The organism is Marinilactibacillus sp. GCM10026970, from assembly GCF_042660675.1.
Taxonomy (GTDB): Bacteria; Bacillota; Bacilli; order Lactobacillales; family Carnobacteriaceae_A; genus Marinilactibacillus.
In genome coordinates, this window is record NZ_JBHSUL010000001.1 from 17,252 (window position 1) to 43,553 (window position 26,302).

Genomic DNA, 26,302 nt, shown 5'->3' on the forward strand with positions numbered 1-26,302 from the left:
CGGGTTCTTCTATTATATATTCATTACTCAACAAGCTTTTTTAGCAATTGCTCAACTGCATATTTTCCTGAAAGAACAGCGCCTTCCATGAATTGAGGAAATGCTGGAGCTAATTCTGTACTGGCAAATACGATATTCTGGTAAGGCTCTTTCAATATTCGTTTTGCATCAATGTCTCCTCCATAATGCGTGATACCGCCATATCCTCCACCATAGTATGGAGAATCCACCCATACTTTCTCTTCTAGGGATTGGTATGCAGCAATGCGTTCACCTAAAACCTGTGTTAAACGATCCACTGCAAATGCTGTTCTTTCATCAGACGCTACTCGCGTAAGCTCTATGGCTTTGTCTCCACCGATAAACATGGTCAAGCGGTTTTTTCCTAGCTTCTTAGAAGATTCCATTACATTGACACCTTCTTCTTCACCAAACAAGATACCGAACAGCTTCTTCTTTTCTCCATTAATTATAATCTCACGCCAGAAAGGCTCCTCATAAGTAAAAGTCAACTTGATGACTGCTCCATCTATAAAGCTATTCAATGCAGGATAAAATCTCCCTTTAAGTTCTTCGCTAAACTGAATACGGCGTGCTACTGTAGGCGGAACAGCAACAATAACGGCTCTCGCTTTAAAAGTCTGTCCTGTTTTCGATACGACTTCATAACCCTCATCCACTTTTCTAACTGCTTCAACAGGCTCTTCATACAAAAGATTTGTCTTCGAAATATCTACTAGATGGTCAATCACCTGACTCAAGGGACCGGAAGCTTGATATTTCACTTCATCTTCTTCTAGTGTGATATTTCCAATCAATCGCTTCAATGCTTTTGGATTAATATAATCGCTACTTACTGTAAATTCCGAAGCGACTAAACTCTTGATCGCTTTCGCTTCCACATCATCTTCAACAGCCTCATCCACAACTTCAGAAAATGTATGGTCTTTTCTAAATGAACGATCTTTCAACAATTCTGCGTGATGCTCAAAATCAATGTGACCGACTTCGTCTTTTGTTTCATTGATAATAACGGCATCTTCTACTATATACGTATCTTCTAACTCCATACCCGCTTCTTTGATCAGTTGAACCATCTCAATCATATCGTCATTCACAAACTGAGCACCCAACTCTACATAACTTGAGCGGTCTTCTGAAACTTTCGATTGTACTTTTCCTCCAGCTCGATCAGTCGCTTCAAGAAGTTTATACGATAATCCTTTGTCTTGTAAGGCTCTAGCAGCAGATAATCCGGCTAGTCCAGCTCCAATTACTATGACGTCCAGTTGTTCCTGACTCATCTTTCCACTCCTATAACAGGTTTGATTTAATCAACTTAAGCGTATCAAGTTCTTTATAGTAAAGCAAAAAGGACGTTCCAAGAAGTGTAGTAGTTTCTCCTCTTTTACGGTAAAACAACGTTCTTACTTTTTAAACCTTTGTAGCTCAATCGCTTTTATTAGATTTAAGTATTTTATTAAATATTTTTAGTTATTCGTTAAATTTTTTTCGATACTTTAATAGTGGGTGTAAATAAATTAAAGGAGACATTACATATGTTTTTAAAATCGATTTCTGATCGCACACTTTTGTTCATTATGATACTACTCATAGCTTATATTTATAACCGAAAACAAACTAAAAGATCATTTACTCTAACGGTGTGTTTATTCCAGATCTTCTATATCATCTTATTCCTGACGGGGTTTCTGGCATGGATAAATATTCCCGAAGCGCTGTTTGATGTTCTTTGGTGGGGATTATCAGCCCTCGGTTTTTACAGTTGTTTTATTATTCGACATAGTGCTTCACCGCTTTTAAATATTTCTATCGTTACTACTTGTATTGCAACATTTTTTGGCTTTTTAGCGTTTGCTATGATGGGATGTGCTGGTTCTTAAATTCAAAACAACTATCTACTTTATTCTAAATTTGTTTTATAATCTAGTATGGAATAGAGGAGGATATTATGATAACGATTAAAGAGATTACAAACATCACAACTGAACAAGCAGAATTAGTGGACTTGTTTCAAGAAGTCGTGGCTTCTGGCGCGGCTATGAACTTTCTACACCCCATGAGCGAAGAGACGGCTGTTAAATACTGGAACGGTGTACTATCAGAACATGTTCGATTGTTCGTTGCTTTATTAGACGAAGAAATCGTAGGCACCGTTCAATTACAGATGAGCGATAAAGAAAATGCTCCTCATCGAGCTGAAATCGCTAAGCTGATGACCCATCCAAAAGCGCAACGGAAAGGTGTTGCCAGAACGATTCTGCAATACGTCTTAAAAGTAGCTGAAGAAGAAAATAGAACCTTACTGTTATTAGACACAGAAAAAGAAGGACCCGCAAATGCCCTTTATCAATCGGAAGGCTTTGTTTTGTACGGCGAAATCCCTGCTTATTCTCAAGATCCTTTTGGCGTTTTCAAAGACGGAAATTGTTACTACAAATATTCTCCGCAGATTAGCTAATAACTGAAAGAAAAGAGGTATGTTTTAATGTTTAAAAACCCCTATTTTCTAACATTTTTAAATATTGTAATATTTTCTGGTTATATGTTTGTTGGTATCCCAAGAGGAGATTTCATTACGCTGCTGATCGTCAGCTCACTGTTGGTCAGTCACATTTAAATGGATTCAGAAAAAACTGGAATATATATACACGTTATACGCAAATAATGTCTTTTATCTTTACAGTACTGGTAGTTACTTACATCTTTGCAACGTTGTTTTCTTTCTTTTAAAAGTCGTTTTCCCAAAAATAAGAAGCGTCCAAGATGATAAATTTTGGATGCTTCTTATTTAACTTTGTTTGAACAAATTAATTCTATTGACTATTTTTGGTTTTCGAGAATATCTTCTACAAGTTTCACGAGGTTATCGTTTGAAAAGTCAGGATCTGGGTAATAAGGATTGAATTGTGTATTTTTTCGTTTAATATAAGCTGTTTTGAGTCCGGATTTTTTAGCACCAAACAAATCCCAGTCATGAGTCGCTAACATTACTGTTTCTTGAGCAACTAATGCTTGTTCATTCAATACATAGTTATAGATTTCTTTATAAGGTTTATATCGTTTCACAGCGTCTACTGAATAATAATGATCTACTTGGTTAATGATTCCAGCATTGGTTAATTGCTTCTCGACCATCGCTTCTGATGAATTCGTGACGGCAATAATGGTTAATTCGTGATCTTTTAGCAAATTTAACGCTTCTTCTACATCATCATAGGCTGGTAGTTCCTGAAATGCATCGAGGATATCGTTTTTAATATCTTCTGTTAGCTCTTTACCACTTTCCATAAACAGACTTTCAAGAGCTGCTTCGGTTAATTTACTGAAATCTTCGTACTCGTTCAGTCCTCCTAGTACCGTTGAGGAATGAAGAACTATTTTGAACCAGTAAGCCATCGCAAAGTCTCCGTCAAAGTGCTGGTCGAATTTCTCTTTCAATAAATTCAAGTTTAATAACGTTTCGTTCATATCAAATAAGACCGTTTTGATCATGATCATCATCTCTTTCTCTGTTTTATTCTCGTCAGCAGTATAACGCAAAAAGCTCTCTTTCCGAAGAAAGACAGCTTTTTGAATTGATGATTATTTATCTAAACTGAAGTCCAGTTCTGGCCCTTTTGGTACAATACCATTTGGATTGATCTGTTTATGACTACGGTAATAATGTTTTTTGATATGATCAAAGTTGACCGTCTCTTTTACACCCGGTTCATTGTACAATTCTCTTGTGTAACGCCATAGATTTTTATAGTCTACGATTCTTCTGATATTGCACTTGAAGTGACCGTGATAAGCACTATCAAAACGAATCAAGGTCGTAAATAAACGCCAATCTGCTTCCGTAATTTCGTCTCCTACTAAAAAGCGGCTACGTTCTAGTCGTTCTTCAATATCATCTAAGGCATCAAATAATGTTGTGACTTCTTTTTCATAAACCTCTTGGGTTGTAGCGAAGCCAGCTTTGTAGACACCATTGTTGATTGTGCCATAAACTTTTTCGTTGATTTCATCAATCTCTGTCATTTTGTCTTCTGGAAGAAAGTCTTTATCATTTCCGCCCACTTCATCGAAAGCTGAATTCAACATGCGCATAATATCTGCGGATTCATTATTGACGATTTTATTCTGTTTTAAATCGTATAAGACAGGTACAGTTACGCGTCCACTGTAGTCTGGTTCAACATGTGTATAAATCTGATACATAAAGTCTGCATGAATAACAGGATCTTGGATGACACCTTCTTCTTCCTCAAATGTCCATCCGTTTTCTCCCATCAAAGTGTTCACAACAGAAATTGAAATTATATCTTCTAGTCCTTTCAGACTGCGCATGATTAAAGCGCGACTGGCCCATGGACAAGCGAGCGAAACATATAAGTGATAACGACCTGGCTCTGCTTTAAATCCAGCTTCTCCAGTCGGACCTGCGCTACCGTCTTTGGTGATCCAGTTTCTAAATTGTGACTCCTCACGAATAAATTCGCCTTCGTCATTATTGTAATCCCATTTGTCATGCCATTTCCCTTTAACTAACAGTCCCATAAGCGACTCCTTTCAAAATAGATATTGTTTTAAAGTTCGTCTACTTCTAGTATAAGTCTCGAAATCGAAATAAACAAATTCTTTCTCTGACTAAGCTTAAAAGTACAATTCAGATAATCTTTTAATATCGGTTTTTTCAGATAAATCAATAAAATACGTTGACTGCCACTTTTGAGTTTTTGTTGCTGAAGGGTTTAGTTCTTTTTCCCATGTAGGGTAAACCCTAATTGCCATTTTCCCTTTTGAAGTTTCACTTCTCAGTATGCCTTGCTTATATAAGACAGCTTTAGGAAAGATGAACTGGCCGATTTTCCCATTATCCAAGATAGATACAATTACTTTATCTGGGTTTCCATGAAATGAATAAGGTTGATTCTTATTGTCAGCATCCTTTTCCCAGAATACCACAAAATATCCAGCTTTCTTTGAAGTCAATTTTGCTAAGCGACTTCTGTAAGTACGCTGATTCAAATTGAAACATGTTCCTTCATATTCAATGTTTTGAGTTTCTAGTTTTATAGCGGTCATTTCCTCAAGACCTATTTTTAATAATAGTTGCTTGGTGAGTGTTATAGACTTCATGTTATTCTCCTTACTTTGAATGCCAGTCACTAATTAATAGCCCGTAATTGTAAACATCTAGCCACTTTCCGTCCTGAAACAATCCTTCACGGTCGATGCCTTCTCTTTGGAATCCAATTTTTTCGTAAACCTTGATAGCTGATTCGTTGTTACTGTGTACACTCAAGCGTATCTTGTGAAGGCCTAGCTCATAAAAAGCAAACTTACAGATGGTATGCAAAGCATCCGTTGCGTATCCTTTTCCTCTGTTAGATGCCGGAACGATTGCGAGCCCTAGTTCAGCTCCTCTATTTTTAAACTGCACATCAGATAAGGAAACCCAGCCCACAAATTCACTAGAAAAGCGTTCCCTAATGGCAAATAGAAAACGTTCATTACTGTCACTATCTCCTTGAAAGGTTTTCCACGCTTCTTCATTCCAAGGATGAAAGGTATCCCAACTAATATTGCGCAAAAATTCATTGTCCCACTGGTATTGTGTCAACATACCGAAATCTTCTTCCTCAAAGTGTGTAAAGGCAACTTTTTCTCCTAATATGACATTTTTCATATGTATACGCTCCTTTTTTATCTTAAAAAAAGAGGCCTGCTCTCGCATGCCCCTTTTTCAGTCTATGGTTTTCCAAGTATTTTATAAAAATAAATATAAATACTGAACACCACATATGTGATCGCTGCATAAAAAATACCTGCAAATAAACCTACAAAAATAACTTCAGCCAACGAGCCTCCTGTAGATAAAGAGCCTTGCAAAAAGCCTGCAATAAGTAAAATAATCATAACGATATTTCTTCTTTTAACTACTCGTGCCAGTTCCATAAGCCTGTTCTCCTTTTGACTTACCTGTTTATACATCCTATTAGAGTATACCTTTTTAAAGTAGAGAATGTGTATAAATTTTTATAAAATTCTATGAATTTTTATTATTTGGTGACAACAATCTTATCCTCTAGTGTGGCTTTCCAATTTAAGGTTAATCAACAACGGAATCAAACAAAATAAGATACTTCTTACACCAAATACAGGAATCAATGCAATCCCAACGAGTACACCTAGATGGTAATGGAGTAATGTATAGCCGTAAAAGGTTCCTTTCACCTTACTAGATTCTGTCGCGTTCAGATGATAATCCATCCATGCCTGAATGCACTGACGAATGTTTCCAGTTGAAAATAGTGTCGGGCTAACGTACTCTTTTGTTCCATTGAAGACACCCCATTGAAATGCGGTCAAAGCAAATAGCGGCAACAAAGCCAGCAAATCATCTGCCTGTCTTGGTATGACTCCGATCATGCAGACACCAACGATTTCAACTAAAAGGCAGATTTTGACAGATGCCTCGGTATACTTTTCTCTTAAATAAGAAGAAACAAACAAACTGATCATAAAGACCCCTAGCGCTGATATTCTAACAAATGCATCCAAGACACTCACTTCGCTGATACTGATAAACATTTGGATGAGATTCGCTGTCTGAGCTGAACCAAAGTTTCCTCTTAATAATAAAGCATAGCTCCCACAGAATCCTCCGACCATACACATAGAGTAATGTAAGAAATTTTCATAGCTGTACGCTTGTTTAACTGGTATGTTCATTGTTTCATCATAAAGCGACTGAAGCATCTATTCCTATAATGATTATTTTGATTCATTGTATTAAAGACTCCCTCGATTGACGACTACTGAATATATTTATACCCTCTACTATAAAACAAATCTTATGAAAATACATCTATTCACCCGATACTTATCCTCAAAAAAAACACGAGCACAGCCTTTTGGCTATACTCGTGCTTGTCTCTTTATGTACTATTTTCTTTAACTCTAGCTACTTGTTATCCCTTTTATGCAGTTGTTCGCTGTTTGCTTTATACACATTTAGAAACTGACGTAACAAGACCAATCCATAAATGACTCCAGCAATTACAACCACTGCTAGAATGATCATAACGATTTGAAAAACAAAGTTTATCATCATCGTTCTTTCTGCATATTGAAGCATGTTACTAAAAGGATCAGTGTCCATTGGATCCATATCTGTAATCATAGTATTCACCTTCTTTCTCTTGCTTCTAGATTAAAGAAATTCAGAAATAGAGTCAATTGATTGGAATGATAGAGTTCAAATATTCATAATCATTAGAACCAGTAGGCTAGCGCTCTTCCAACTTCTTTGCCCATCTCAAAGATTGTATCAATATTCGGAATAAAGGCGAACACGATAAAGAGTCCCCAAAATACTGGACTGAAACGTTTGATCCATTGCGCTTTTTCATCTTTTGTCATTCATTAACACCTCTTTTAATTAACTTTTTGTTTTTGCACCTGTTTCTTTCTGCTTTGACTAATTGAGAAATAACTCAAACCTAGGGACACTAGTATGATAAAATCTGTATCCATCAGTTCAACACCGCCACTATATGTATCAACTACAATTTTGATCGCCAAAAATAACATACTAAAAATCGTCACGAATTTATACACTTTCATTCCGGTAATAACCAACTCTTCACCTCCTGTTTGAATTAGTACATTCTTAATATTAGTGTACCTTATTCTTTGATCCAATTCTATATTTAACGATATTTATTTTTTACTAAATATCTATCAAAATGAAGCGTAACTTAGAAAAGAGCTTTACCAACCAATTATTTTATATTTCTTAGAAAATCTCGTCATTAATCCTTTACATTGAAAACACTCTCCGCTAAAGTTAACTTGTAAAAGCGATTTCATTTTATAAAGGGAGCGTGTAGTATGACGAAGTTTTTCTGGGGAAATTCTGTTTCAAGTATGCAGACTGAAGGTGGATGGAACGAAGGTGGTAAATCACCATCTGTCTATGACATTCGTGAAGCTACTGAAGAGTCTAGTGACTGGAAATTTGCGAACGACAATTACCACAACTTTGAAGAAGACTTAGACCTGATTCAGGATTTGGGCATGAACATGTATCGATTCCAGATTTCCTGGTCTCGTGTGATTAAAGATGGAAACGGTGCAGTCAACGAAGAAGGCATCGCTTATTACGATCGCTTCATTGATGGGCTGATTGAAAGAGGCATTGAACCGATGATTTGTCTGTATCACTTTGATATGCCTTTGCACCTTGCCGAGGAATACAATGGACTCGTATCTAAAGAAGTTTTAGATGCCTTTATTCGCTACGGTAGAGAAATGGTCGATCGTTTTGCAAGCAAAGTCAAATACTGGATCGTTTTCAATGAACAAAATCTTTATCATGTACCTGCCGCTTTTAGAATTAGTGGTTATCTAAAAGGTGAGGAAACGACTAATGAATTGTATCAAATTCTCCACAATGTGATGGTTGCACATGCTTCAATCGCTAATTACTTACACGAAAAATCGGATGCTCAAATGGGTGGTATGCTAGCCTATAGTGAAGTTTATCCCGCTACCAGTAAGCCAGAAGATATCCTTGTAGCGAGAAAGCACGATGAGTTTGTCAACTACACGCTTCTCGATGCCTACACCAAAGGAACTTATTCAAAAGAAATGATGCATTATGTAGCACAAAACCAGATTGATATGAATATTTTACCGGGAGAACTAGAGACCATCAAAGCTCAGAAAAATGATTTTATTAGTTTCAGCTACTACGCTTCTTCCACGATCAGTGTAGAAAAGATTCCAGAAAATACCGTTCCCAATCTTTATCTGAATTATGGTGGCGTTGAGAATCCTCATTTGGATAAAACGGAATGGAACTGGCAGATCGACCCACTCGGCTTTAGAGATGTCATGAACAAGCTGTATCAGCGTTACCAGTTGCCTATCTTCCCAATTGAAAATGGAATCGGTGTAAAAGAAGAATGGGACGGAGAACATCCAATTGACGATACCTACCGAATCGATTATCATAAACAACATCTGCTAGCGATGTATGATGCAATGAATATTGATGGGGTAGAAGTCATGGGCTATCTAGGTTGGGGGCTGATCGATATTCTCAGCTCACAAGGAGATATGCGCAAACGCTACGGGTTGGTCTACGTCAACCGCGACAATCACGACCTAAAAGATATGAAAAGAGTCCCTAAAAAAAGTTATCACTGGTTCAAAGAAGTCATCGCTACAAACGGAAAATCTCTGACGGAAGAATAACGAGATTTTTCTATTTTTCAGACTATACAAAACGCCTTCTCAATCAACAGAGAAGGCGTTTTGTATAAGTAAAAATAACCTTATATTAAATGTCTAACCACTTAAAAGCTCGTTTCAACTCAGATGTTCCATTTCTTTCATACCAGCGACCATGTGCAAGAATAATTTTTTCCGGACGCCAACTTAACATACGCTGAAAACTGTCTCTTGCTTGTTGTTTCTGCCCCAAAAAGGTCAGTCTCATATCTATAGGTGTTTGACCATTTGGGTCTGAAATTCTAGCTAATTTATGCACGCATCTCCAGAAAGAACTTGTTGTGTATTCTGGTTCAAAGTTTTCAATCAAGTCTGTTAAGATCAAAGTTTGACTACTTTTATGATAAAAAACTACTTCCTGTACTACGTGACTTCCTTTGAAAATTAGCTGATTGATTTCTTTATGCCATTCCACGGGTGGACTATCTTCTAAATTTCGGTCAAACTTTACTTCTATCTTTTGACTAGCCGCTCGTTTTTCTACACCCGGACTTGACCAAGTTACGGCCTCAGGATAGTGTGTCTTCCACTCTCTTATAAAAGCGTAATGGATTTTGTTAGGTGAGACTAGATGACATACCTTTCCAATCTTATCGATTTCTTTGAACAATTCTGCGCTCGGTTGAATCGGTGAATGACACCATAGAGACTGATCTGCTAGTTTAATGATGGTCATTCTGGTTGAAAAAGGAATACCTACCGATAAGACATTCATATGAATCACTTCCCCATCAACAATCCAGATATTGTCTGCCACTCTCTTCAAAGTATTGAGTGGTTCATATATTGGTACGCTCATATTTTTCTCCCTTCAGCCTATTAACTCCAACCTAAGGCGTATTCACGAAGCTATAAAGCAAGAAACCAATAGATCCTAGAATCAAAATGATTACAATAATAAACAGCAAAGAAAACACACCAAAACAGGAATATCCTTTCCCCTTCTGCAGTTGCTTTTCATTCTCTTCTTCAAATGAATCCTGCATCTCAGATTTCTCCTCTCCATTAAACAATCTTTTATTTAAATGCGATATACTAACTAACGTACGAATCAAACTTACGAGGTGTTTTGATGGATTTAAATAATTTCATGCAAAAGCATTTTCCTAATCTAGAACTTTATCCCCCCTTGTTTTACAAATGGGAAATTGGAATCCGATATGAACTTGGGCAAGAGAAAAATGATTTGCTAGAGTCTTATTTATACGATGCCTACAAACGAGCGAAGACTCTTTTTAAATTTCTCCATCAGCCCGACGACACTATACTTATCGTAATAGATGTTTTAGATAAAAAAACCGGAAAACCATTCGAGCGTCAACTTAAGAATTTCGCTCCTTATGTAGACAAACATCTATTATTCAAGATACAGTATCAATATCTTCGTTCTACCGATTTAGAGGATGATATCGACCCGTTCGCCGTTCACAGATTCACCTTACGTTGTCAAACGGCTGAACTCCAGTATGCGCCTATGCTTAAAGCACTTTGCAATCAGGATTTCGGTATACAACCGAGCTTGTCCCACTTTGTTTATTTCATTAATACAAACAAAAATACCATTTTCCATGTGTATGATGACCGTGGCTGTGATGTCATTGCGCCTTCTCCAGATGCTTTGAAAGAAGCTTATACGACCTTCAATGAATGGATTCTAGATTATGATCGACTTAAAATCAATCAAACCTTTCATTGAATATCCGTTTAGGATCCTCAATCAGATAACAGTAAAATTAAAAAAACGATCTTCACACTCATTATAGCGATTTAATCAATCACACACCACAAATATTGAAACGGATTTCATGAAAATCAAGAGAGACTTTTCCTATAAAAATTGATGGGATTTTGTATCTATTTAGCCTGTATTCTTTTAAAGTATGGTTGATTAAGAAAGGAAGAAACACTATTGAAAAAAGTTTTAGCTGTAATCGGATTGATCCTCGTTGTTTCAGGATTCTTTTGGTTTAATTTACGTAATTTCCAAACACCTGCGGACAATGCCTCTGAACTATTTGTCGCTACAAACGGTGACGACAAGAATCCAGGAACCATTGACGAACCGTTAAGAACCTTAGAAGCCGCCGCAGATCAGGCAGTTTCCGGGACAACTGTGTCTATTCGAGAAGGCACCTACTTCGAATCTCTTATCGTCCAACATAGTGGTACCGCATCAGAACCAATCGTATTTCAGGCGTACTCAGATGAAGTGGTTCATTTAAGTGGGGAACAATTTGAAGATACCCCTGATGACCGTGCATTAGTTGAAATTGATGGCTGCAATCACATCTCAATAAAAAGACTGACACTTGAAAATCTCTCCACAGATGATCCTGATAAAACGGTCATAGGTATGTTGGTGACTGGACCCAGTCAACACATCAAACTTACCGATAATTGGATACAAAATATTACCACGACTGCATTTGAGGGGAACGCACATGGGATCGCTGTATACGGTAACGCATCTATTCAGAAAATTGAGATTCATAAGAACACTTTGACCAATCTCAAGCTTGGACTGAGTGAAGCACTTGTGGTAAATGGAAATGTCAGTGACTTTTCTATCAAAGAAAATCATATCTATGAAACAGATAATATCGCTATCGACGCTATTGGATATGAAGATATTGCAGATGATACCAATGAAGACTATGCTCGAGACGGAATCATCAGCGAAAATATAGTCCACAACAACTCCAGTTATCATAATCCAAGTTACCAGAACGATTATAGTGCCGGCGGAATATATATAGATGGCGGGCAAGATATCACGATTGAAAATAACACCGTTTACCAAAACGATATCGGTATCGAAGCCACTTCTGAACACAAAAATCGATCAGCTAATCATATAAAAATATTGAGTAATGACGTTTACGAAAATACTTATGCAGGCATTTCCATTGGTGGTTATGATGCCGATAGAGGGGGAACAACCCACTCACTAATCTCTGGAAATACATTAACTGATAATGATATGATTGGTCTAGAAGGTGGACAAATTTTATTTCAGTACTATTCTGATTCAAATACAATTAAGTCCAATACTTTAACAGCTTCTCCTTCTGGTTTATTTATCAGTCATGAATATACAGGAAATACAGACACTACTTTCGAAGCTAATCACTATCACTTCAGTGACGATACTCGTCCTAGATGGTTATGGAACAATAAAGAAGTATATTCACTAGAAGACTTTCAAAAGCTCACGAATGGTCACAATGAATCATTCGTTCCATGATATCGACCAAACTATTTGGAAGGAAGGTATGCTCCATGAGTGTAAAAAGAAAAGTCGTTTTGTTTATCGCTACCAGTCTGGATGGTTTTATTGCTACAGAAGAAGAAACGTTAGAATGGTTATTTGAAGTGGAAGGAGAAGGCGATAATGGGTATTCAGCCTTTTACGATATGATTGATACAGTTTTGATGGGCAAAAAAACCTATGATTGGATCTTAAATAATCATCAATTCACGGAATACCCCTATAAAGATAAGCAAAGTTTTGTTTTCTCAAAATTTGACCACAAAAACACTGATGATGTTCAGTTTATAAAAAACGATATTCCACAGTTTATAAATCAGCTGAAAAAGAACAATGGTAAAACTATCTGGTTAGTTGGTGGCGGACAACTTTTTACTTATTTTCTGAAAAATAAACTTGTCGATGAACTTTATGTCACGGTTGCTCCAAAAATTATTGGTACAGGTATTCCACTCTTCAACCCTGGCTCTTATCATGTAGACCTTACGTTGATTGGCACACAGACTTTTAATCAGTTTGTCGAATTGCATTATAAAGTTCTATGAATTTTAACTTGTTGAAAAGAAGCTTTCCGTAACTCTGAAAGCTTCTTTTTTACGTAATTTAAAACAAAGTTTTTACTGCTATCTGGATTGAATTGTGTTACAGTTTTCTTCGTAAGTTAAATTTGATCCGCTTTCAAAATATTTCGTATAGGAGCTTTTATGTATTCATTACTTTTACTGATTATTTATATCGCCTTTATCAGTCTCGGATTACCCGATTCTTTGCTTGGTTCAGCTTGGCCTGTTATGCAAGGAGATCTCAATGTCCCCGTTTCTTACGCTGGGCTTATTACCATGACGATAGCTGGCGGAACCATTATTTCCAGTTTATTTTCAGATAAACTGACTAAAAGACTTGGTGCTGGTCTAGTAACCTTTTTGAGTGTTCTGACTACAGCTATTGCGCTTTTCGGTTTTTCAATTTCGAGTACGTTCGTCTCCTTAATTTTATGGGCCATCCCTTATGGTCTTGGTGCCGGTGCCGTTGATGCGGCTTTAAACAATTACGTGGCACTCTATTATGGTCCAAAACATATGAACTGGCTTCATTGTTTCTGGGGTGTGGGCGCTTCGATTAGCCCTTACATCATGGGATTTTACTTAACAAGAGGAGACAGCTGGTCTAGCGGCTACCAAACTGTGGGCATCATTCAAGTTGTCATTTCTCTTATTTTACTTTTCAGTTTACCTTTGTGGAGAGGTGGATACAAAAGTATCGAGGACTCTGAGATTGCAGAATCCAAATCACTGACCTTCAAAGAAATTTTTAGACTGAGTGGTATCGTTCCCCTTTTGATTGCATTTTTTGCATATCAGGCTATTGAACAAACTACAGGACTATGGGCAAGTACTTATCTTGTTGAAGCCAGATCAGTTGATCCTGAAACGGCTGCTCAATTCGCTTCGTTCTTCTTTTTAGGGATTACTTTTGGTCGATTTATTTGTGGGTTTATAGCCAATCGATTAGGGGATACAAAGTTAATTAGAATTGGAACAGGTATCTTATTCATTGGAATTTTTTTACTATTTATTCCAACAACTTTCACTGGCTTTGCCCTCTCAGGGCTCGTGATTATTGGGATCGGCTGTGCTCCAATCTATCCCTCGGTTATTCATAGTACACCAGTAAACTTTGGAAAAGCTTATTCTCAGTCCATTATCGGTATTCAAATGGCGGTCGCTTATTTTGGAACAACCTTCATGCCGCCATTATTCGGATGGATTGCTTCAATCTTGAGTATTCAATTATACCCCGTATACCTTTGCTTCTTTACAATCATCATGTTTATCTATAATGAACGCCTGAACACGATCGTAAAAAACCGTTCACTCAAAACAATGAATTGATGCATAAAAAGACTAGTGGGAAAACTGCAAGAATCCGCAGCTTCCCTCACTAGTCTCTTATGTTTTATATTTTTTGGCGAATTTAACTTGTATTTCCGTAATAAACGCCTCAGGATTTTCATGCACACTTTGATGAATCGGAAATTCGTAGAAGTAACCCGTTAGTTCATACTGATTTTTCGAAGCAAATTTCAAGATATCCTCATACGCTTTGTATAAATCCGCTTCTGCCCCAGTATAAAGCATGCTTAAATAGTTCCCAGCTGGCTTAACAAAGGCCCCCTGAGTTACCTGACCTTTTTCAAGGTAAAAGTAATCGTAGAATTCATCTTTACTATTTTGGATTTTCTTTCGGGTGTGAATCATATAGCCATAGCGATTATTGGTAAATAAATATTTCCCTTCATCATTCAATAACTGATATACAGCATTAAACGTTGTCAAAAGGTCATCTGTTTCCAATACTTCACTTAACGTCAGGTATTCTTCCTGCAATTCAATCTCTTCAATATTTAAGAATCCTCTTTCAGTCATCTTGATTTGTTTTAATTTTCTAGTGGCTAGTTGTCTGATTTCTTTTAAAGATTCAATTTGCTTGTCTAATTCATCAATTTTACTTTCAAGAATCGTTTTGGAATGAGACATGTCCCCATCAATAATTTTTTTAATATCCTCCAGAGGAATTTCCAGTTCTTTCAAAGATAAAATAACAGCTAGGTCCATTGACTTCTCAACTGAATAGTATCGATAACCGTTATCATCCTTAAAGTCAGGAGAAAACAATCCGATCTCATCATAGTAATGTAACGTTCTCTTGTTGATACCTAAAAGACTAGCCAGTTCCGAAACTTTAAATCTGTACTTTTTCATCCTCTTCCCCCTTGACCTTACAGTAACTGTAGCGTTTATACTTATAGTAATCAAAAAACTAGGACGAAGAAAGGTGTTATGATGAAAAAAGTTGTATATAGAGTATTAGAAAAAGGAGATATTCCGTCACTGGTTTCTATTCTAATCAAAAACTGGAAGTTTGATCAAACTCTGTCTGAAAAGAATGCTCACCATATGGGAACCTCTTTTCTAAATTATGAACTAGCTAAATCATCTTATACGGAAGTCGCTGAAGTTGATGGAGAAGTAGTCGGTATGCTAGCAAGTAGTTTTGGTAAAGTCCCTCTAAGCAGCAGACTGTATTTACTGAATGTATTGGTGCACGGTATTCCTTTATTGCTATCCAAAGAAGGCAGAGCCAGTCTAAGGATTCAAAGAGAAGTTCTTTCAAATGACCAGCAGCTATTTGATCAGTTAGACGAAACTTTTGAAGGAGAAGTTACCTTATTTGCTGTTGGAGAAAAAGCGCAAGGCTTAGGTATCGGTTCTGGATTATTCAATCGTTTCTTAGAACAGATGAAAAAGCGAAACCTCGATTATTTTTTCCTTTATACAGATACGACTTGTAACTACGGTTTTTACGAACACAAAGGTCTGGATAGAATTGCAGAAAAAACTTACTCTATCAATGCTTCTAGAAAATTTGATATAACCTCATTTATTTATTCAGGAAAAAGAACAAAACTTGGAGCATAATTTCACGAACCAAAATTCAATACTCTGTACCATAAAACTCTACCTATATACTTAGTAAAGCTAAGTTTCGGTAGAGTTTTTTATGTGTACTTATCTAGGAAGCTTCATTCCTATATTTATAACCAGTACTACTCATTTAATATATCTTCAAAATTTCAAGTTATTCTTTAGTGAAAGATAGCCATCAACATGTTAAAATGATTTAGATATATAGTTAAAAAACATTACTTACGAGAAGAGTGTAAATCAACATGATTCAATAGTAATGATTTTGTTGACTATTGAGTGTTGTTGTATCCTTCTTATCACAAATTAAGAAAGGTTGATAACAATGGACAAGGACAAGGACAAAAAAAAGAAACCGGAAAGAAAGAAGCGGCCACCAAGAGAGCAGACAGAATTCGATAAAAAGCTCGAATCTGAACGTCTTCTAGCTAAGAAACTTCGTAAAGAAGAAGTTGAAGCACGTAAAGAGGCTATCAAGAACAGAGAAAAGTTCAAAGGACTTCAAATCAGACCAACCGTTTCTTTATTTGATAAAGAAGGTCGAGAAGAAGTTGGAGAAAGAAACTGGAAAGGTTATGGATTTGATATCCATCCTGAGGTTACCATCCCCTCAGCAATCATATTAGCTTTTTTTATTGGAATAACGCTATTATTTCCTCAACAAGCTGAAACATTTTTTGCAAATACACTGGATGTTATTTCTAGTAATACTGGATGGTTTATGATTTTCGCGGCTAATATTTTTATTATTGCAGGATTATTCTTTGCTTTCAGTCGTTATGGATCAATTGTTATTGGTGGGAAAAAAGCAAAACCAGAGTTCTCTCGTTTTGCCTGGTACGCCATGCTGTTGAGCGCTGGTATGGGGATTGGATTACTGTTTTGGAGTGTTGCAGAACCAATCAATCACTTAGGTAACCCGTCTCCAATGTTCAACTCTACGGCACCCAATTCGCCTGCTGCTGCTCAGTCAGCTATGGCTACTACCTTCTTCCACTGGGGGATTCACCCTTGGGCAATTTATGCCGTTGTTGGACTAGGATTAGCTTTCTTTTCTTACAACAAAGGTTTACCTTTAACGATTCGTTCGCTCTTTTATCCATTGATTGGAAACAAGATCTATGGGTTCTGGGGAAATATTATTGATATTCTATCCGTACTTGCTACACTGATGGGACTTGCAACATCACTTGGTCTCGGTGTTTCACAAGTTAATGCTGGATTAAATAACTTATTTGGTATCAGCATCAGTACAACTGTACAAGTTATTTTAATTGTCGTGATTACAGGTTTTGCTACAATCTCCGTTATTATGGGATTAGATGGTGGTGTTAAACGTTTAAGCGAAATCAATATGGTTTTAGCTGGGGTTTTCCTACTGTTTGTATTAATCACTGGTCCGACTGTTTATATTTTAAGTGGTTTCACTCAAAACATTGGTTACTTCATATCTAACTTTATTGAAATGAGTACCTGGACTGAAACGTTCCGAGATACTAATTGGCAAAGCACTTGGACGATCTTCTATTGGTCATGGTGGATTTCATGGTCACCATTCGTTGGAATGTTTATCGCACGTGTGTCAAAAGGTCGGACAGTTAGAGAGTTTATCGTTGGGGTTGTTTTGATTCCAACAGCCATCTCATTCATCTGGATGAGCGTATTCGGTGGAACTGCCATCTTCCAAGAAATGAATGGGATCGCTGATTTAGCTTCAGCTGTTGCGGTCGATGAATCACTCGCCTTATTCGCAATGGTAGAAGGATTACCATTATCTTCTATTCTGTCGTTTGTTGGAGTTGTGTTGGTTATCGTGTTCTTTGTTACTTCCGCAGACTCTGGTTCATTGGTCGTTGACCATTTAACTTCTGGTGGGAAGCTTGATTCTCCAATTCCACAGCGTATATTCTGGACTGCTATTGCAGGTGTTATCGCAGCGACATTACTTGTTGGTGGTGGATTATCTGCACTACAGACTGCTTCTGTGATTACCGGTTTGCCGTTCACCTTTATATTACTCACAATGATTTATTCACTTTATTTAGGTCTAAGGCAAGAATTCTTAATTGAACGAGCAGTTAATCAAAAACTACAAAGAGTGACAGATGATCACATCATCAGTGAAGTTATTCAAACGAGAGTTCAAGATGAAGCACTCGTAGAAGCCGTTGCTGAAAAACTAGCTGAAGAAGAGCGATCTAAATCAGGAAACTCATCGGTGACTGTTAGCGAAAAAGAACAAGAAGCTTTGAAAAAAGACTCATAAAAAACTAAAGTACCAGAAGTCAGCTCAACGGCTAACTTCTGGTACTTTTTTGTATTCAACCCTTAAATACTCAATTCTTTTACTTTCTAAATAGGCTCAAACTTGAAAAAATACCCATTAGGATATACAAGATAGGACTATTATAGATTAAATAAAAATCTATATTGAAAGGCATTGACGGAAATACTACGAAAAAGAATTGAATCATCAGTAATATGTAAAGCAAAATCAGAATAGCGAATAAGTATCTGGCGAAATGCACGTAATTAGTAGGTAGTGTAAGAACCGATCTTAGTATAATACTTTTCGTTATTAGAGCGAATAAAGCCGTATAAAAAATTGGACGAGCAATCATAAAGTAGATAAAAGAGTAACGTACTACATAATTTATTGCACTATACTCCTTTAGATAAAATAGATACGCACCAATATAGATTAGGCTGATTGAAACAAGTATGAGCCCCATCGTAAAGTAAACTTTATAATCTAACCTATTGTTTCCCATGATATCACTCCTTCAAGTGTTTCTCTTATAGTATAGGTTACTAATCGAGAAAACAAGCTTGTACTAAATTGATACATCCTTGTCATCATTCTTCGTCAACTCAATCAATAATGAACAAAAAGAACCGCCACTAAGCGGTTCTTTTTGTTCATTATTGAAATATTTTTTATAAGTCTAGCTTACAAACCTTAAAACTGTTCATCCCATTCAGAAGATGTACTATCAGAAGATGATAAAGAAATCTTTAATTCCTCATAAAACAATGCTACCGCTACATTATATCGAGTAATATTTCTAATATACAAAATAAAGAATACTAGATACAAAAGTAGCGCTCCTCCCAATGAATAAATGATATTGGCAGAAAATTCAATCATACCTTGTGGTTCTAAAATTAAAGTAACTAATGGAACAAATGTCAATGCCAGCGCCACTACTAATATAATAAATGGAATCAAGTAATATGACCAAAACAAAAAGAATAAGCTTTTTTTATGACCATTCATCATACTTCGACTGTAATCAATAGCATCGTTTCCTGTAATTTCTTCATTATCTTTCATAATATAAGGTGTCATAGAGTAAGATAATTGCTTGATGTAACCCGGAATCAAAAATAGTATACTCCACAAAATGATATAGATTGAACTTAATCCTGCACCGATGAAATATCTAATTCCACTATGTCTGACTTCTTGTGTCACATCTTTTTCAAATGATAGTCTTTCACTTCTAACCACTTTTAAATAGGTGATTGAAACGAAAAATGGAACCACTAGACTAATCAACAAGGTGACAATATCTAATATGATGGAATCGAAGAATAACTCGTAACCAAAATTTATGATAAATAAAATGATCATCGGTATAATCATCAGTCCATATGTAGCTTTCCAATTGCCTTTTACTATGTCATTCGCTCTACTTCTTAATAATTTGTTATCGATCTTACGTCACTCCTCAATTTTATTGAGCAACGATATACTCGAACTTTCAGATTGTGGATTTTCATTTCAAGATCGATAGCTTTTCAAAGAAAACTAAGCTACTGCTAATTTTTTCCGTTTGAACACCTTTTATCTATTATAGAGAATACACACATTAATCCCAGATATATCTTTGCCACTAATTGAGTATACAGACACAACCTTATAATATCAATATCTATAGAAAAATATTATGTATAACCTCTTTCTTCAAAGTTATAGATTACTATACGTTAGTTACTTTATCGTTGATACTATCTTATCAGTCACTCAATTCATAATTCTGTCGTTATTTCTCAATTACTCATTTTATGGCACAAAACGACTCACTGAAAAATATATATAAACTACCTCTGCATTTGTCAGTCTAAACACACCGTCAAGAGATTGCGAATCTCTTTCCAGTCTTTCAAAGAGATTAACTCCATAGGAAAAAGTATCGTCAGGAAGAAAATCATAAGCCACAGTAGTTACTGCGAAATCCTCGGGATCTGCATTCTCCCATTTTCCATCGACATACTTTTCAAGACTCAATTCGCTGCCAACAACAAGCTCTTCAACGGATTGATTTGTAATTTCAATGTTTAAGAAAAGTTCATCGAGTTCTTCCTCTTTCAAGACCATCCCATCTTCCTTTATGGATACGTCCAAACGATTCTCAATCACTGTATCCGTTACGATTTTTGAATGATCGATTTGGTTGATACTATATAAAAACTCTCCTTCTTCATTTCCAGCACACCCACTCAGCACTATCAATCCAAATAAAACCATCAATATTTTCATGATCATTTTCTCCTATCCGTTTTGATTTATCTGTCAGAAAATTAAAGTGTTCATTACATAGAAAACCAACTTTACTACTACAAGGTTTCGCTATCCAATACCGACCTACCTTTGTAGATTAAAATTCCTCGTCCCACTCGGGCTGCGTTTCTTCAACGACGTAATGGCTTTCTCCATGAATTTCTTCGTAGAAAAGAGCAGCTGCAACATTATAGCGCGGAATATTTCTGATAGCTAAGATAAGCGGGCCCACTACTGCAACAATGAACATTACTAGGGCAGCCAAAGAAATAAAGATTGCAGTGCCGCCTTCATAAGCACCATCAGGTAAGAAGGCTGTGCCAATTATCGTGACAGTCAATACCAGTATATACAATAAAGCCGGCGGTAATGCATAAGTTAAAAAAAGGAAGAACAAAGATTTCTTGTGCCCGTTCATCATTCTACGACTTTCCGTAATCGCATCAATGGGTCTAATGGTCGCATCGTCTTTCATGATATAAGGTGTCATCGCGTAAGAATACTGTTTGATGATACCAGGAATCGTAAACAAGAGTGCCCAAAGAAAAATAAAAACTTGTACAAGAAAAGAACCTACAAAATAACGTATACCATTATTTCTGATTTCACCAACTACATATTCTCTAATGGTTATTTTTTCGTCTCGTACAAGTTTCAAATGGATACTAGCTACTAGAAAAGGAACGATTCCAGCGATTAAGCCAATCAATATTGCGAGGGTATAAGCTGAAAAGAAACTTTCATTTAAAATAGGGATGATAATTGCGCCAAGCATCACCAAGTATATGAGAATGGGTGGTACAATGATTGAACCGTATGTAATCAAGCGGTTCTTTTTCACGATTTCGTTTGCTTTACTTCTGATAATTTTCGTATTGATAAGCTACCACTCCTAATTTTAAATTAATGAACCCATTACTATAATAGTATCACTCACATAATATAAAGTTTAAATCATATCCTTTTGATAGTCTTATTGTACACTTCTTTAGAAAAAAAGAACCTCTAATCTAGAGGTTCTCAGTCAATTTCTTATTAACTTATTTCTGCTTCTCTTCTTTTTCGTAGATTCCGCCCTTGCCGAAATACTCTTTGGTGAGTGTGACAATAACCGGACTCAAAATAAGAAGACCAATCAAATTTGGTAAAGCCATCAAACCATTCAGAGTATCTGCTAATGCCCATACTGCACGTAGACCGCCAACTGATCCTACAACAATCAATGGCAAGTAAACGAGACGATAAACAATGATCGACTTCGGTCCAAACAAGAACTCCATACAACGTTCTCCGTAATAAGACCAGCCTAGTAGTGTTGAAAAGGCAAAGAAAATCAATCCGAACGTTACGACATATCCACCATACGCCAGTCCTTCTTCAAACGCCGCAGTTGTTAGTGGTGCACCGTCTAATCCTGTATCATAGGCTCCTGTCATCACGATAACGAGTGCTGTGATTGTACATAAGACAAGCGTATCTGCAAAGACTTCAAAGACGCCCCATAACCCTTGTCTAACAGGATGATCTGTTGTCGCAGCCGCGTGCGCAATCGGTGCGCTACCAAGTCCAGCTTCATTTGTGAAGACTCCTCTAGCTACACCATAGCGGACCGATAACATAATAGAAGATCCAACGAATCCTCCTGTTGCTGCTGAACCTGTGAAGGCATCATGAAAAATGACTCCGAATGCTTCTGGTACTAATGTGATGTTTAGTAAGATGATACTGACACCACCGATAATATAGATGGCTGCCATAAAAGGCACAATAATTTCAGTAACCTTCCCAATTGATTGGATACCACCTAAAATAACGAGCGCTACCAGAATTGCGAGCACAATACCTGTAATCAACGGATTAATTCCAAACGTCGCATTTAAGGAGTCCGCAACAGAATTCGATTGAACCATGTTTCCAATCCCAAAGGTCGCAAGTGTTCCAAATACCGCAAAAACAATCGCGAGCCATTTCATGTTGGCACCTCTCGTTAGGTAGTACATCGGTCCCCCAACAAAGCGACCATCTTCTGTCTTTTCCCGGTACTTGATAGACAAGACAACTTCCCCATACTTTGTTGTCATTCCAAACAATGCGGCAATCCACATCCAAAATACTGCACCTGGTCCACCAATTGCGATGGCTGTTCCGACACCAGCAATATTTCCCGTACCGACTGTCGCAGCTAAAGCCGTTGAAACAGCTTGAAATGCTGTAATTTCCCCTTCACCAACTTGATCTTTGCTGAAAATCTTAAAAAATGTTTGTCGGATGATATATCCAAATTTTCTAAAAGAAATAAATCCCGTAAAAGCAGTTAAAAAAATCCCTGTCCCAAAAATCAATAATAAAAATGGCCATCCCCAAACGAGGTTGTTCACGAACTCATTCACCTTCATGACCTGCTCCATAAACCCTTCCATACCCTAGTCCCCTTTTGTTTCATTCTCATTTATAATTCATAATAATACCACATTATAGAATCCTAGTGTTGGGTAATTTCACTAAAATCATGAAGGTTACGGTTACAATTTCATTTTTTGTTGTCAGATATCTTTGGGATTGTTCTTTAATAAAATACAGCAAAACAGTAAGCCAAGTCCAGACTTCTGTGTAAAATGTACTTGGGTCATATGAATGCCTTCTAGTATGTTTTTAGTGGTTAAAAATAGTGTACCGTACAGGCAATCATATGGCCTTTCTTTTTACACAATTATATGTACTTTATCTTAGTTTATTTGTTATATTTAATTGTTCTATAAAATAACTTATTTTGGAGGAATAACATGAAAGAATTAAGTTTATTTAAGCTGGGAGAAACTTCAGTATGAAAACAAATCGCATGGAGGCATTTAGCGATGGTGTACTAGCAATCATTATAACGATAATGGTATTAGAGCTAAAGCCACCAGAAATCATTGATAAAGAAGCGTTCAAAATATTAATTCCAACATTAATTAGTTATATATTAAGTTTTATTTATGTAGGAATCTATTGGAATAATCACCATCATTTACTATATAAATTAAGTCGTCTGAATGGGCAAGTTCTTTGGAGTAATCTTCATTGGCTGTTCTGGATGTCATTAATACCTTTTTCAACAGCTTGGGTTGGAATGAACCCATTAGAAACTGTTCCAACTATATTTTATGGAGTAATATTATTATTTTGCGGCATCTCATACTTGCTATTACAGAGAAAAGTAGTTCATTGCGAAGGAAGAAATTCTGATTTGGCAAAAGAGATTGGCTATGACTGGAAAGGGAAAATAACGATGTTATTGTATGCAACTGGCATTATTTTCGCGTTTTGGGTCCCACTCATTTCTTATATTATATATTTTGTTGTTGCAATAGGATGGTTTATACCAGATTCTCGAATAGAGAAAACAATTATGAAATAGTTAAAATAATATCAGAATTAAACTTTTAGATGTGTAATCAGGATTAAGGACATTATAATATAGAAAAAATCAGAATGAGGCCAGAAAAAAACTTCACAGTAACTAAAAAAACGTTAATTGGTACCGCCCCCCCAAAGTTAGAATGTTACTCTAACTTTGGGGGGGCGGTACATTTTCACTCAGCTTTTGGAGTTTTTTAAGTTATCTTTTTTTGAAACATTTTTCTATTCTACCAAGCTGGTACTAAGGCGCCTTTAAAGGTTTCTTCGATGTACTGCTTAATCTCTGGTGTTTTGTAGTATTCAACGAATTGTGCGAGTGCTTCATCATCTTGGTCTTCTGTACGAGAAACGATGTAATTTACTTGTACAAGGTCATCAACGTCTTCCATGAAAATACCAAATTCTTGTGGGTTGATTCCGGCATCCAAGATGAAATTGGAATTGATTCCTGCAGCGCCAACATCCTGTAGTTGAGACGGAAGTTGCGCGGCTTCTGATGTAACGAAATCTAGGTTCAACGGGTTCTCTACGATATCACTGGTCGTTACTTCGACACCTGAGCCTTCTGGTAATATAATCAGACCTGCTGCGTTAAATAACTGTAGGGCACGTCCTTCTTGGGTTGGTGAATTTGGAATACCAATCACGTCGCCTTCTTGAATTTCACTGACGTCATTATATTTTTCTGAGTAAATTCCCATTGGGATGGTTAATGTTGGTTCAATTTTTGCTAGGTCGTAGCCACTTTCTTCAACGACCGTGTCTAAAAAGATGCCTGTTTGAAAAGAGTTGATATCAATCTCTCCGTCAGCTAGTGCAGCGTTAGGTTTTACAAAGTCTGTGAATGAAACAATATCGATTTCAAAATCATCTTCTGCGGCTAGCTTTTTCACTTCGTTTACAATATCCTCATGCGGTCCAGCTGTTACGCCAACTGTTAGGACCCCATCGCTAAGTAAATCTTCTGATTCTGCGGATTCTGATTCTTGTCCGCCACATCCTGTTAAAAAGGCTCCGATTGCTACTGTTTTCAAAATACCCCATGTTTTTCTCATTTTATTTTCCCCCTATTTTTTTCGCTTTTCTTCTATTGATCGATATTGGTAAATGGTCCGAGCTCTCTGATGCGTTTGGCAGCTTCTTTTAAATTTTCGTCTGACTGTGACAAACCAATGCGTACATAGCCTTCACCTAAACTGCCAAAGCCATCTCCCGGTGCTACGAGTACATGTGCTTTATGTGCCAGATAGTCCATGAACGCTTCAGAAGTCAGTCCATCTGGTGCTTTTAACCAAATATAAAAGGATCCCTTTGGTTTGTTGAGTTCTAGTTCAGTATCAGCGAGTGCTTCTAAAAAGAAATCCCGACGCTTTTCATAAGTGGCCGTTAATTCCCGTACAGAAGACTGATCTCCCGTTAGTGCTTTGGCTGCGGCTCTTTGTATGCCTCCGTAGTAGCCACATCCTGTATGGTCTTGCAGAAGATTGATCCCTTCAATCACTGAAGCATTACCGACCGCAAAGCCCATACGCCAGCCCGCCATATTGTGTGATTTGGATAAAGTGAAAAATTCAATCCCCGTTTCTTTTGCACCCGGTGTTTGTAAAAAGCTCAACGGTCTTTCTCCGTCAAAACCGATCGTTCCGTAAGCGAAGTCGTGTGCCACACAGATACCATATTGTTTGGCGAAGTCTACTGTCTCTGAAAAGAAATCCGCCGTAGCCACTGCAGCTGTCGGGTTATTGGGATAATTCAGAAACAACAGTTTAGCTTCCTCAGCGCTCTCTTCGTCTATCGAATCATACTTAGGTAGAAACGCATTTTCCTGAAGTAAAGGCAGTTCTTTGATCTTGGCGTCTGCCAGTCCGATGCCCGATAAGTAGTCTGGGTAGCACGGGTTTGGTAAGAGAACGGTGTCTCCTGGGTTTAAGAGGCACTGGCTAATTTCAACGATGCCGGCTTTTGATCCGTGTAAGATGGCGACTTCTGTTTTGGGATCTAAAGTGACCTTGTATTCTCTTCTGTAATACTCTACTACGGCTTCTTTCAAGTAGTCGAATCCTCTTGCCGGTCCGTATTGATCATTAACTGGGTCGCTGGCTGCGGCTTTTAGTTCATCAACGATAAATCCTGGTGCGGGCAGATCCGGATTTCCGATACCGAGGTCGATCACGTCTTCATATTGTGCTTTGATTTTATTTTTTCTTTCCGCTAGATAGGAAAAATATTGTCTGGGTAGTCGTTTCAAAGTATCTGATGGTTCAAAATTCACCA

At 37.0% G+C, this 26,302-nt stretch carries 29 protein-coding genes; 10 read left to right on the forward strand and 19 right to left on the reverse strand.

The window, feature by feature from the left end; translation table 11 throughout:
- Positions 1 to 23: 23 nt before the first annotated feature.
- Positions 24 to 1,304 (reverse strand): flavin monoamine oxidase family protein, encoded by a 1,281-nt coding sequence (locus tag ACFP65_RS00095; protein ID WP_379914712.1) that lies wholly within the window; start codon positions 1,302 to 1,304, stop codon positions 24 to 26.
- Positions 1,305 to 1,559: 255 nt separating this feature from the next.
- Between ACFP65_RS00095 and ACFP65_RS00100 the strand changes: the two genes are divergently transcribed.
- Complete coding sequence (locus tag ACFP65_RS00100) at positions 1,560 to 1,904, forward strand: hypothetical protein (protein ID WP_379914714.1); 345 nt, start codon at positions 1,560 to 1,562, stop codon at positions 1,902 to 1,904.
- A 68-nt stretch (positions 1,905 to 1,972) separates the two neighbouring features.
- A complete protein-coding gene (locus tag ACFP65_RS00105; protein WP_379914716.1) occupies positions 1,973 to 2,482 on the forward strand; it encodes a GNAT family N-acetyltransferase in 510 nt (169 codons plus the stop codon).
- Between the two features lie 362 nt (positions 2,483 to 2,844).
- Here the strand turns inward: ACFP65_RS00105 and ACFP65_RS00110 are convergent, their stop codons facing one another.
- The 9 genes from ACFP65_RS00110 to ACFP65_RS00150 form a co-directional block, all read right to left on the reverse strand.
- Positions 2,845 to 3,564, reverse strand: a complete 720-nt coding sequence (locus ACFP65_RS00110; protein WP_379914718.1) for a haloacid dehalogenase type II — start codon at positions 3,562 to 3,564, stop codon at positions 2,845 to 2,847.
- A gap of 42 nt (positions 3,565 to 3,606) precedes the next feature.
- Positions 3,607 to 4,566, reverse strand: coding sequence for a glutathione S-transferase family protein (locus ACFP65_RS00115; RefSeq protein WP_379914720.1), 960 nt, complete (start codon positions 4,564 to 4,566; stop codon positions 3,607 to 3,609).
- Positions 4,567 to 4,662: 96 nt separating this feature from the next.
- Positions 4,663 to 5,148: a MepB family protein gene (locus ACFP65_RS00120; RefSeq protein WP_379914721.1), complete on the reverse strand. Its 486-nt coding sequence runs from the start codon at positions 5,146 to 5,148 to the stop codon at positions 4,663 to 4,665.
- Between the two features lie 10 nt (positions 5,149 to 5,158).
- Positions 5,159 to 5,698 carry a GNAT family N-acetyltransferase gene (locus tag ACFP65_RS00125; RefSeq protein ID WP_379914723.1) on the reverse strand — a complete coding sequence of 180 codons (540 nt, stop codon included), beginning with the start codon at positions 5,696 to 5,698 and terminating at the stop codon, positions 5,159 to 5,161.
- Between the two features lie 62 nt (positions 5,699 to 5,760).
- On the reverse strand, positions 5,761 to 5,967 hold the full coding sequence (locus ACFP65_RS00130; RefSeq protein WP_379914725.1) for a hypothetical protein: 207 nt from the start codon (positions 5,965 to 5,967) through the stop codon (positions 5,761 to 5,763).
- Positions 5,968 to 6,090: 123 nt separating this feature from the next.
- A complete protein-coding gene (locus ACFP65_RS00135) occupies positions 6,091 to 6,744 on the reverse strand; it encodes a YoaK family protein (protein WP_379914727.1) in 654 nt (217 codons plus the stop codon).
- A 232-nt stretch (positions 6,745 to 6,976) separates the two neighbouring features.
- A complete protein-coding gene (locus tag ACFP65_RS00140) occupies positions 6,977 to 7,195 on the reverse strand; it encodes a hypothetical protein (protein ID WP_379914729.1) in 219 nt (72 codons plus the stop codon).
- A gap of 92 nt (positions 7,196 to 7,287) precedes the next feature.
- Positions 7,288 to 7,434 (reverse strand): hypothetical protein, encoded by a 147-nt coding sequence (locus ACFP65_RS00145; RefSeq protein WP_379914731.1) that lies wholly within the window; start codon positions 7,432 to 7,434, stop codon positions 7,288 to 7,290.
- A gap of 15 nt (positions 7,435 to 7,449) precedes the next feature.
- Positions 7,450 to 7,653 carry a hypothetical protein gene (locus tag ACFP65_RS00150; RefSeq protein ID WP_379914733.1) on the reverse strand — a complete coding sequence of 68 codons (204 nt, stop codon included), beginning with the start codon at positions 7,651 to 7,653 and terminating at the stop codon, positions 7,450 to 7,452.
- A gap of 252 nt (positions 7,654 to 7,905) precedes the next feature.
- On the opposite strand from ACFP65_RS00150, the gene ACFP65_RS00155 reads away from it, so the two are divergent.
- The gene (locus tag ACFP65_RS00155; RefSeq protein ID WP_379914735.1) at positions 7,906 to 9,273 is read left to right on the forward strand and encodes a glycoside hydrolase family 1 protein; all 1,368 of its coding nucleotides are present in this window, start codon (positions 7,906 to 7,908) and stop codon (positions 9,271 to 9,273) included.
- Positions 9,274 to 9,358: 85 nt separating this feature from the next.
- Here the strand turns inward: ACFP65_RS00155 and ACFP65_RS00160 are convergent, their stop codons facing one another.
- Both ACFP65_RS00160 and ACFP65_RS00165 read right to left on the reverse strand, forming a co-directional pair.
- Positions 9,359 to 10,108 (reverse strand): DUF4336 domain-containing protein, encoded by a 750-nt coding sequence (locus tag ACFP65_RS00160; protein ID WP_379914737.1) that lies wholly within the window; start codon positions 10,106 to 10,108, stop codon positions 9,359 to 9,361.
- 31 nt (positions 10,109 to 10,139) lie between these two features.
- Positions 10,140 to 10,295: a hypothetical protein gene (locus ACFP65_RS00165; RefSeq protein ID WP_379914739.1), complete on the reverse strand. Its 156-nt coding sequence runs from the start codon at positions 10,293 to 10,295 to the stop codon at positions 10,140 to 10,142.
- An 86-nt stretch (positions 10,296 to 10,381) separates the two neighbouring features.
- Here ACFP65_RS00165 and ACFP65_RS00170 point away from each other — a divergent pair, with 86 nt between their 5' ends.
- The 4 genes from ACFP65_RS00170 (at position 10,382) to ACFP65_RS00185 (ending at position 14,469) form a co-directional block, all read left to right on the forward strand.
- Positions 10,382 to 11,005, forward strand: a complete 624-nt coding sequence (locus tag ACFP65_RS00170) for a DUF3885 domain-containing protein (RefSeq protein ID WP_379914741.1) — start codon at positions 10,382 to 10,384, stop codon at positions 11,003 to 11,005.
- Positions 11,006 to 11,218: 213 nt separating this feature from the next.
- Positions 11,219 to 12,553: a NosD domain-containing protein gene (locus ACFP65_RS00175; protein WP_379914743.1), complete on the forward strand. Its 1,335-nt coding sequence runs from the start codon at positions 11,219 to 11,221 to the stop codon at positions 12,551 to 12,553.
- A 35-nt stretch (positions 12,554 to 12,588) separates the two neighbouring features.
- Positions 12,589 to 13,122: a dihydrofolate reductase family protein gene (locus ACFP65_RS00180; protein WP_379914745.1), complete on the forward strand. Its 534-nt coding sequence runs from the start codon at positions 12,589 to 12,591 to the stop codon at positions 13,120 to 13,122.
- 159 nt (positions 13,123 to 13,281) lie between these two features.
- The gene (locus ACFP65_RS00185) at positions 13,282 to 14,469 is read left to right on the forward strand and encodes an MFS transporter (RefSeq protein ID WP_379914747.1); all 1,188 of its coding nucleotides are present in this window, start codon (positions 13,282 to 13,284) and stop codon (positions 14,467 to 14,469) included.
- Between the two features lie 57 nt (positions 14,470 to 14,526).
- Here the strand turns inward: ACFP65_RS00185 and ACFP65_RS00190 are convergent, their stop codons facing one another.
- The gene (locus ACFP65_RS00190; RefSeq protein ID WP_379914749.1) at positions 14,527 to 15,339 is read right to left on the reverse strand and encodes a MerR family transcriptional regulator; all 813 of its coding nucleotides are present in this window, start codon (positions 15,337 to 15,339) and stop codon (positions 14,527 to 14,529) included.
- An 81-nt stretch (positions 15,340 to 15,420) separates the two neighbouring features.
- Between ACFP65_RS00190 and ACFP65_RS00195 the strand changes: the two genes are divergently transcribed.
- Together ACFP65_RS00195 and ACFP65_RS00200 are read left to right on the forward strand one after the other, a co-directional pair.
- Positions 15,421 to 16,056 (forward strand): GNAT family N-acetyltransferase, encoded by a 636-nt coding sequence (locus ACFP65_RS00195; RefSeq protein WP_379914750.1) that lies wholly within the window; start codon positions 15,421 to 15,423, stop codon positions 16,054 to 16,056.
- A gap of 331 nt (positions 16,057 to 16,387) precedes the next feature.
- Positions 16,388 to 18,328, forward strand: coding sequence for a BCCT family transporter (locus ACFP65_RS00200; protein WP_379914752.1), 1,941 nt, complete (start codon positions 16,388 to 16,390; stop codon positions 18,326 to 18,328).
- Positions 18,329 to 19,021: 693 nt separating this feature from the next.
- Here the strand turns inward: ACFP65_RS00200 and ACFP65_RS00205 are convergent.
- The 4 genes from ACFP65_RS00205 to ACFP65_RS00220 all read right to left on the reverse strand — a co-directional run bounded on the left by ACFP65_RS00205 (position 19,022) and on the right by ACFP65_RS00220 (position 23,046).
- On the reverse strand, positions 19,022 to 19,696 hold the full coding sequence (locus ACFP65_RS00205; RefSeq protein ID WP_379914754.1) for a hypothetical protein: 675 nt from the start codon (positions 19,694 to 19,696) through the stop codon (positions 19,022 to 19,024).
- Between the two features lie 432 nt (positions 19,697 to 20,128).
- Complete coding sequence (locus tag ACFP65_RS00210; RefSeq protein ID WP_379914756.1) at positions 20,129 to 20,605, reverse strand: immunoglobulin-like domain-containing protein; 477 nt, start codon at positions 20,603 to 20,605, stop codon at positions 20,129 to 20,131.
- A gap of 118 nt (positions 20,606 to 20,723) precedes the next feature.
- Positions 20,724 to 21,467, reverse strand: a complete 744-nt coding sequence (locus ACFP65_RS00215) for a DUF975 family protein (RefSeq protein ID WP_379914758.1) — start codon at positions 21,465 to 21,467, stop codon at positions 20,724 to 20,726.
- 199 nt (positions 21,468 to 21,666) lie between these two features.
- The gene (locus ACFP65_RS00220; protein ID WP_379914760.1) at positions 21,667 to 23,046 is read right to left on the reverse strand and encodes an alanine/glycine:cation symporter family protein; all 1,380 of its coding nucleotides are present in this window, start codon (positions 23,044 to 23,046) and stop codon (positions 21,667 to 21,669) included.
- A gap of 404 nt (positions 23,047 to 23,450) precedes the next feature.
- On the opposite strand from ACFP65_RS00220, the gene ACFP65_RS00225 reads away from it, so the two are divergent.
- Entirely contained in the window at positions 23,451 to 24,026 is a 576-nt protein-coding gene (locus tag ACFP65_RS00225; RefSeq protein WP_379914762.1) for a TMEM175 family protein, read from the forward strand.
- Positions 24,027 to 24,255: 229 nt separating this feature from the next.
- Here ACFP65_RS00225 and ACFP65_RS00230 read toward each other — a convergent pair whose 3' ends face one another.
- Together ACFP65_RS00230 and ACFP65_RS00235 are read right to left on the reverse strand one after the other, a co-directional pair.
- A complete protein-coding gene (locus ACFP65_RS00230) occupies positions 24,256 to 25,083 on the reverse strand; it encodes a MetQ/NlpA family ABC transporter substrate-binding protein (RefSeq protein ID WP_379914764.1) in 828 nt (275 codons plus the stop codon).
- A gap of 32 nt (positions 25,084 to 25,115) precedes the next feature.
- A complete protein-coding gene (locus ACFP65_RS00235) occupies positions 25,116 to 26,300 on the reverse strand; it encodes an aminotransferase class I/II-fold pyridoxal phosphate-dependent enzyme (RefSeq protein ID WP_379914822.1) in 1,185 nt (394 codons plus the stop codon).
- Positions 26,301 to 26,302: the final 2 nt, after the last annotated feature.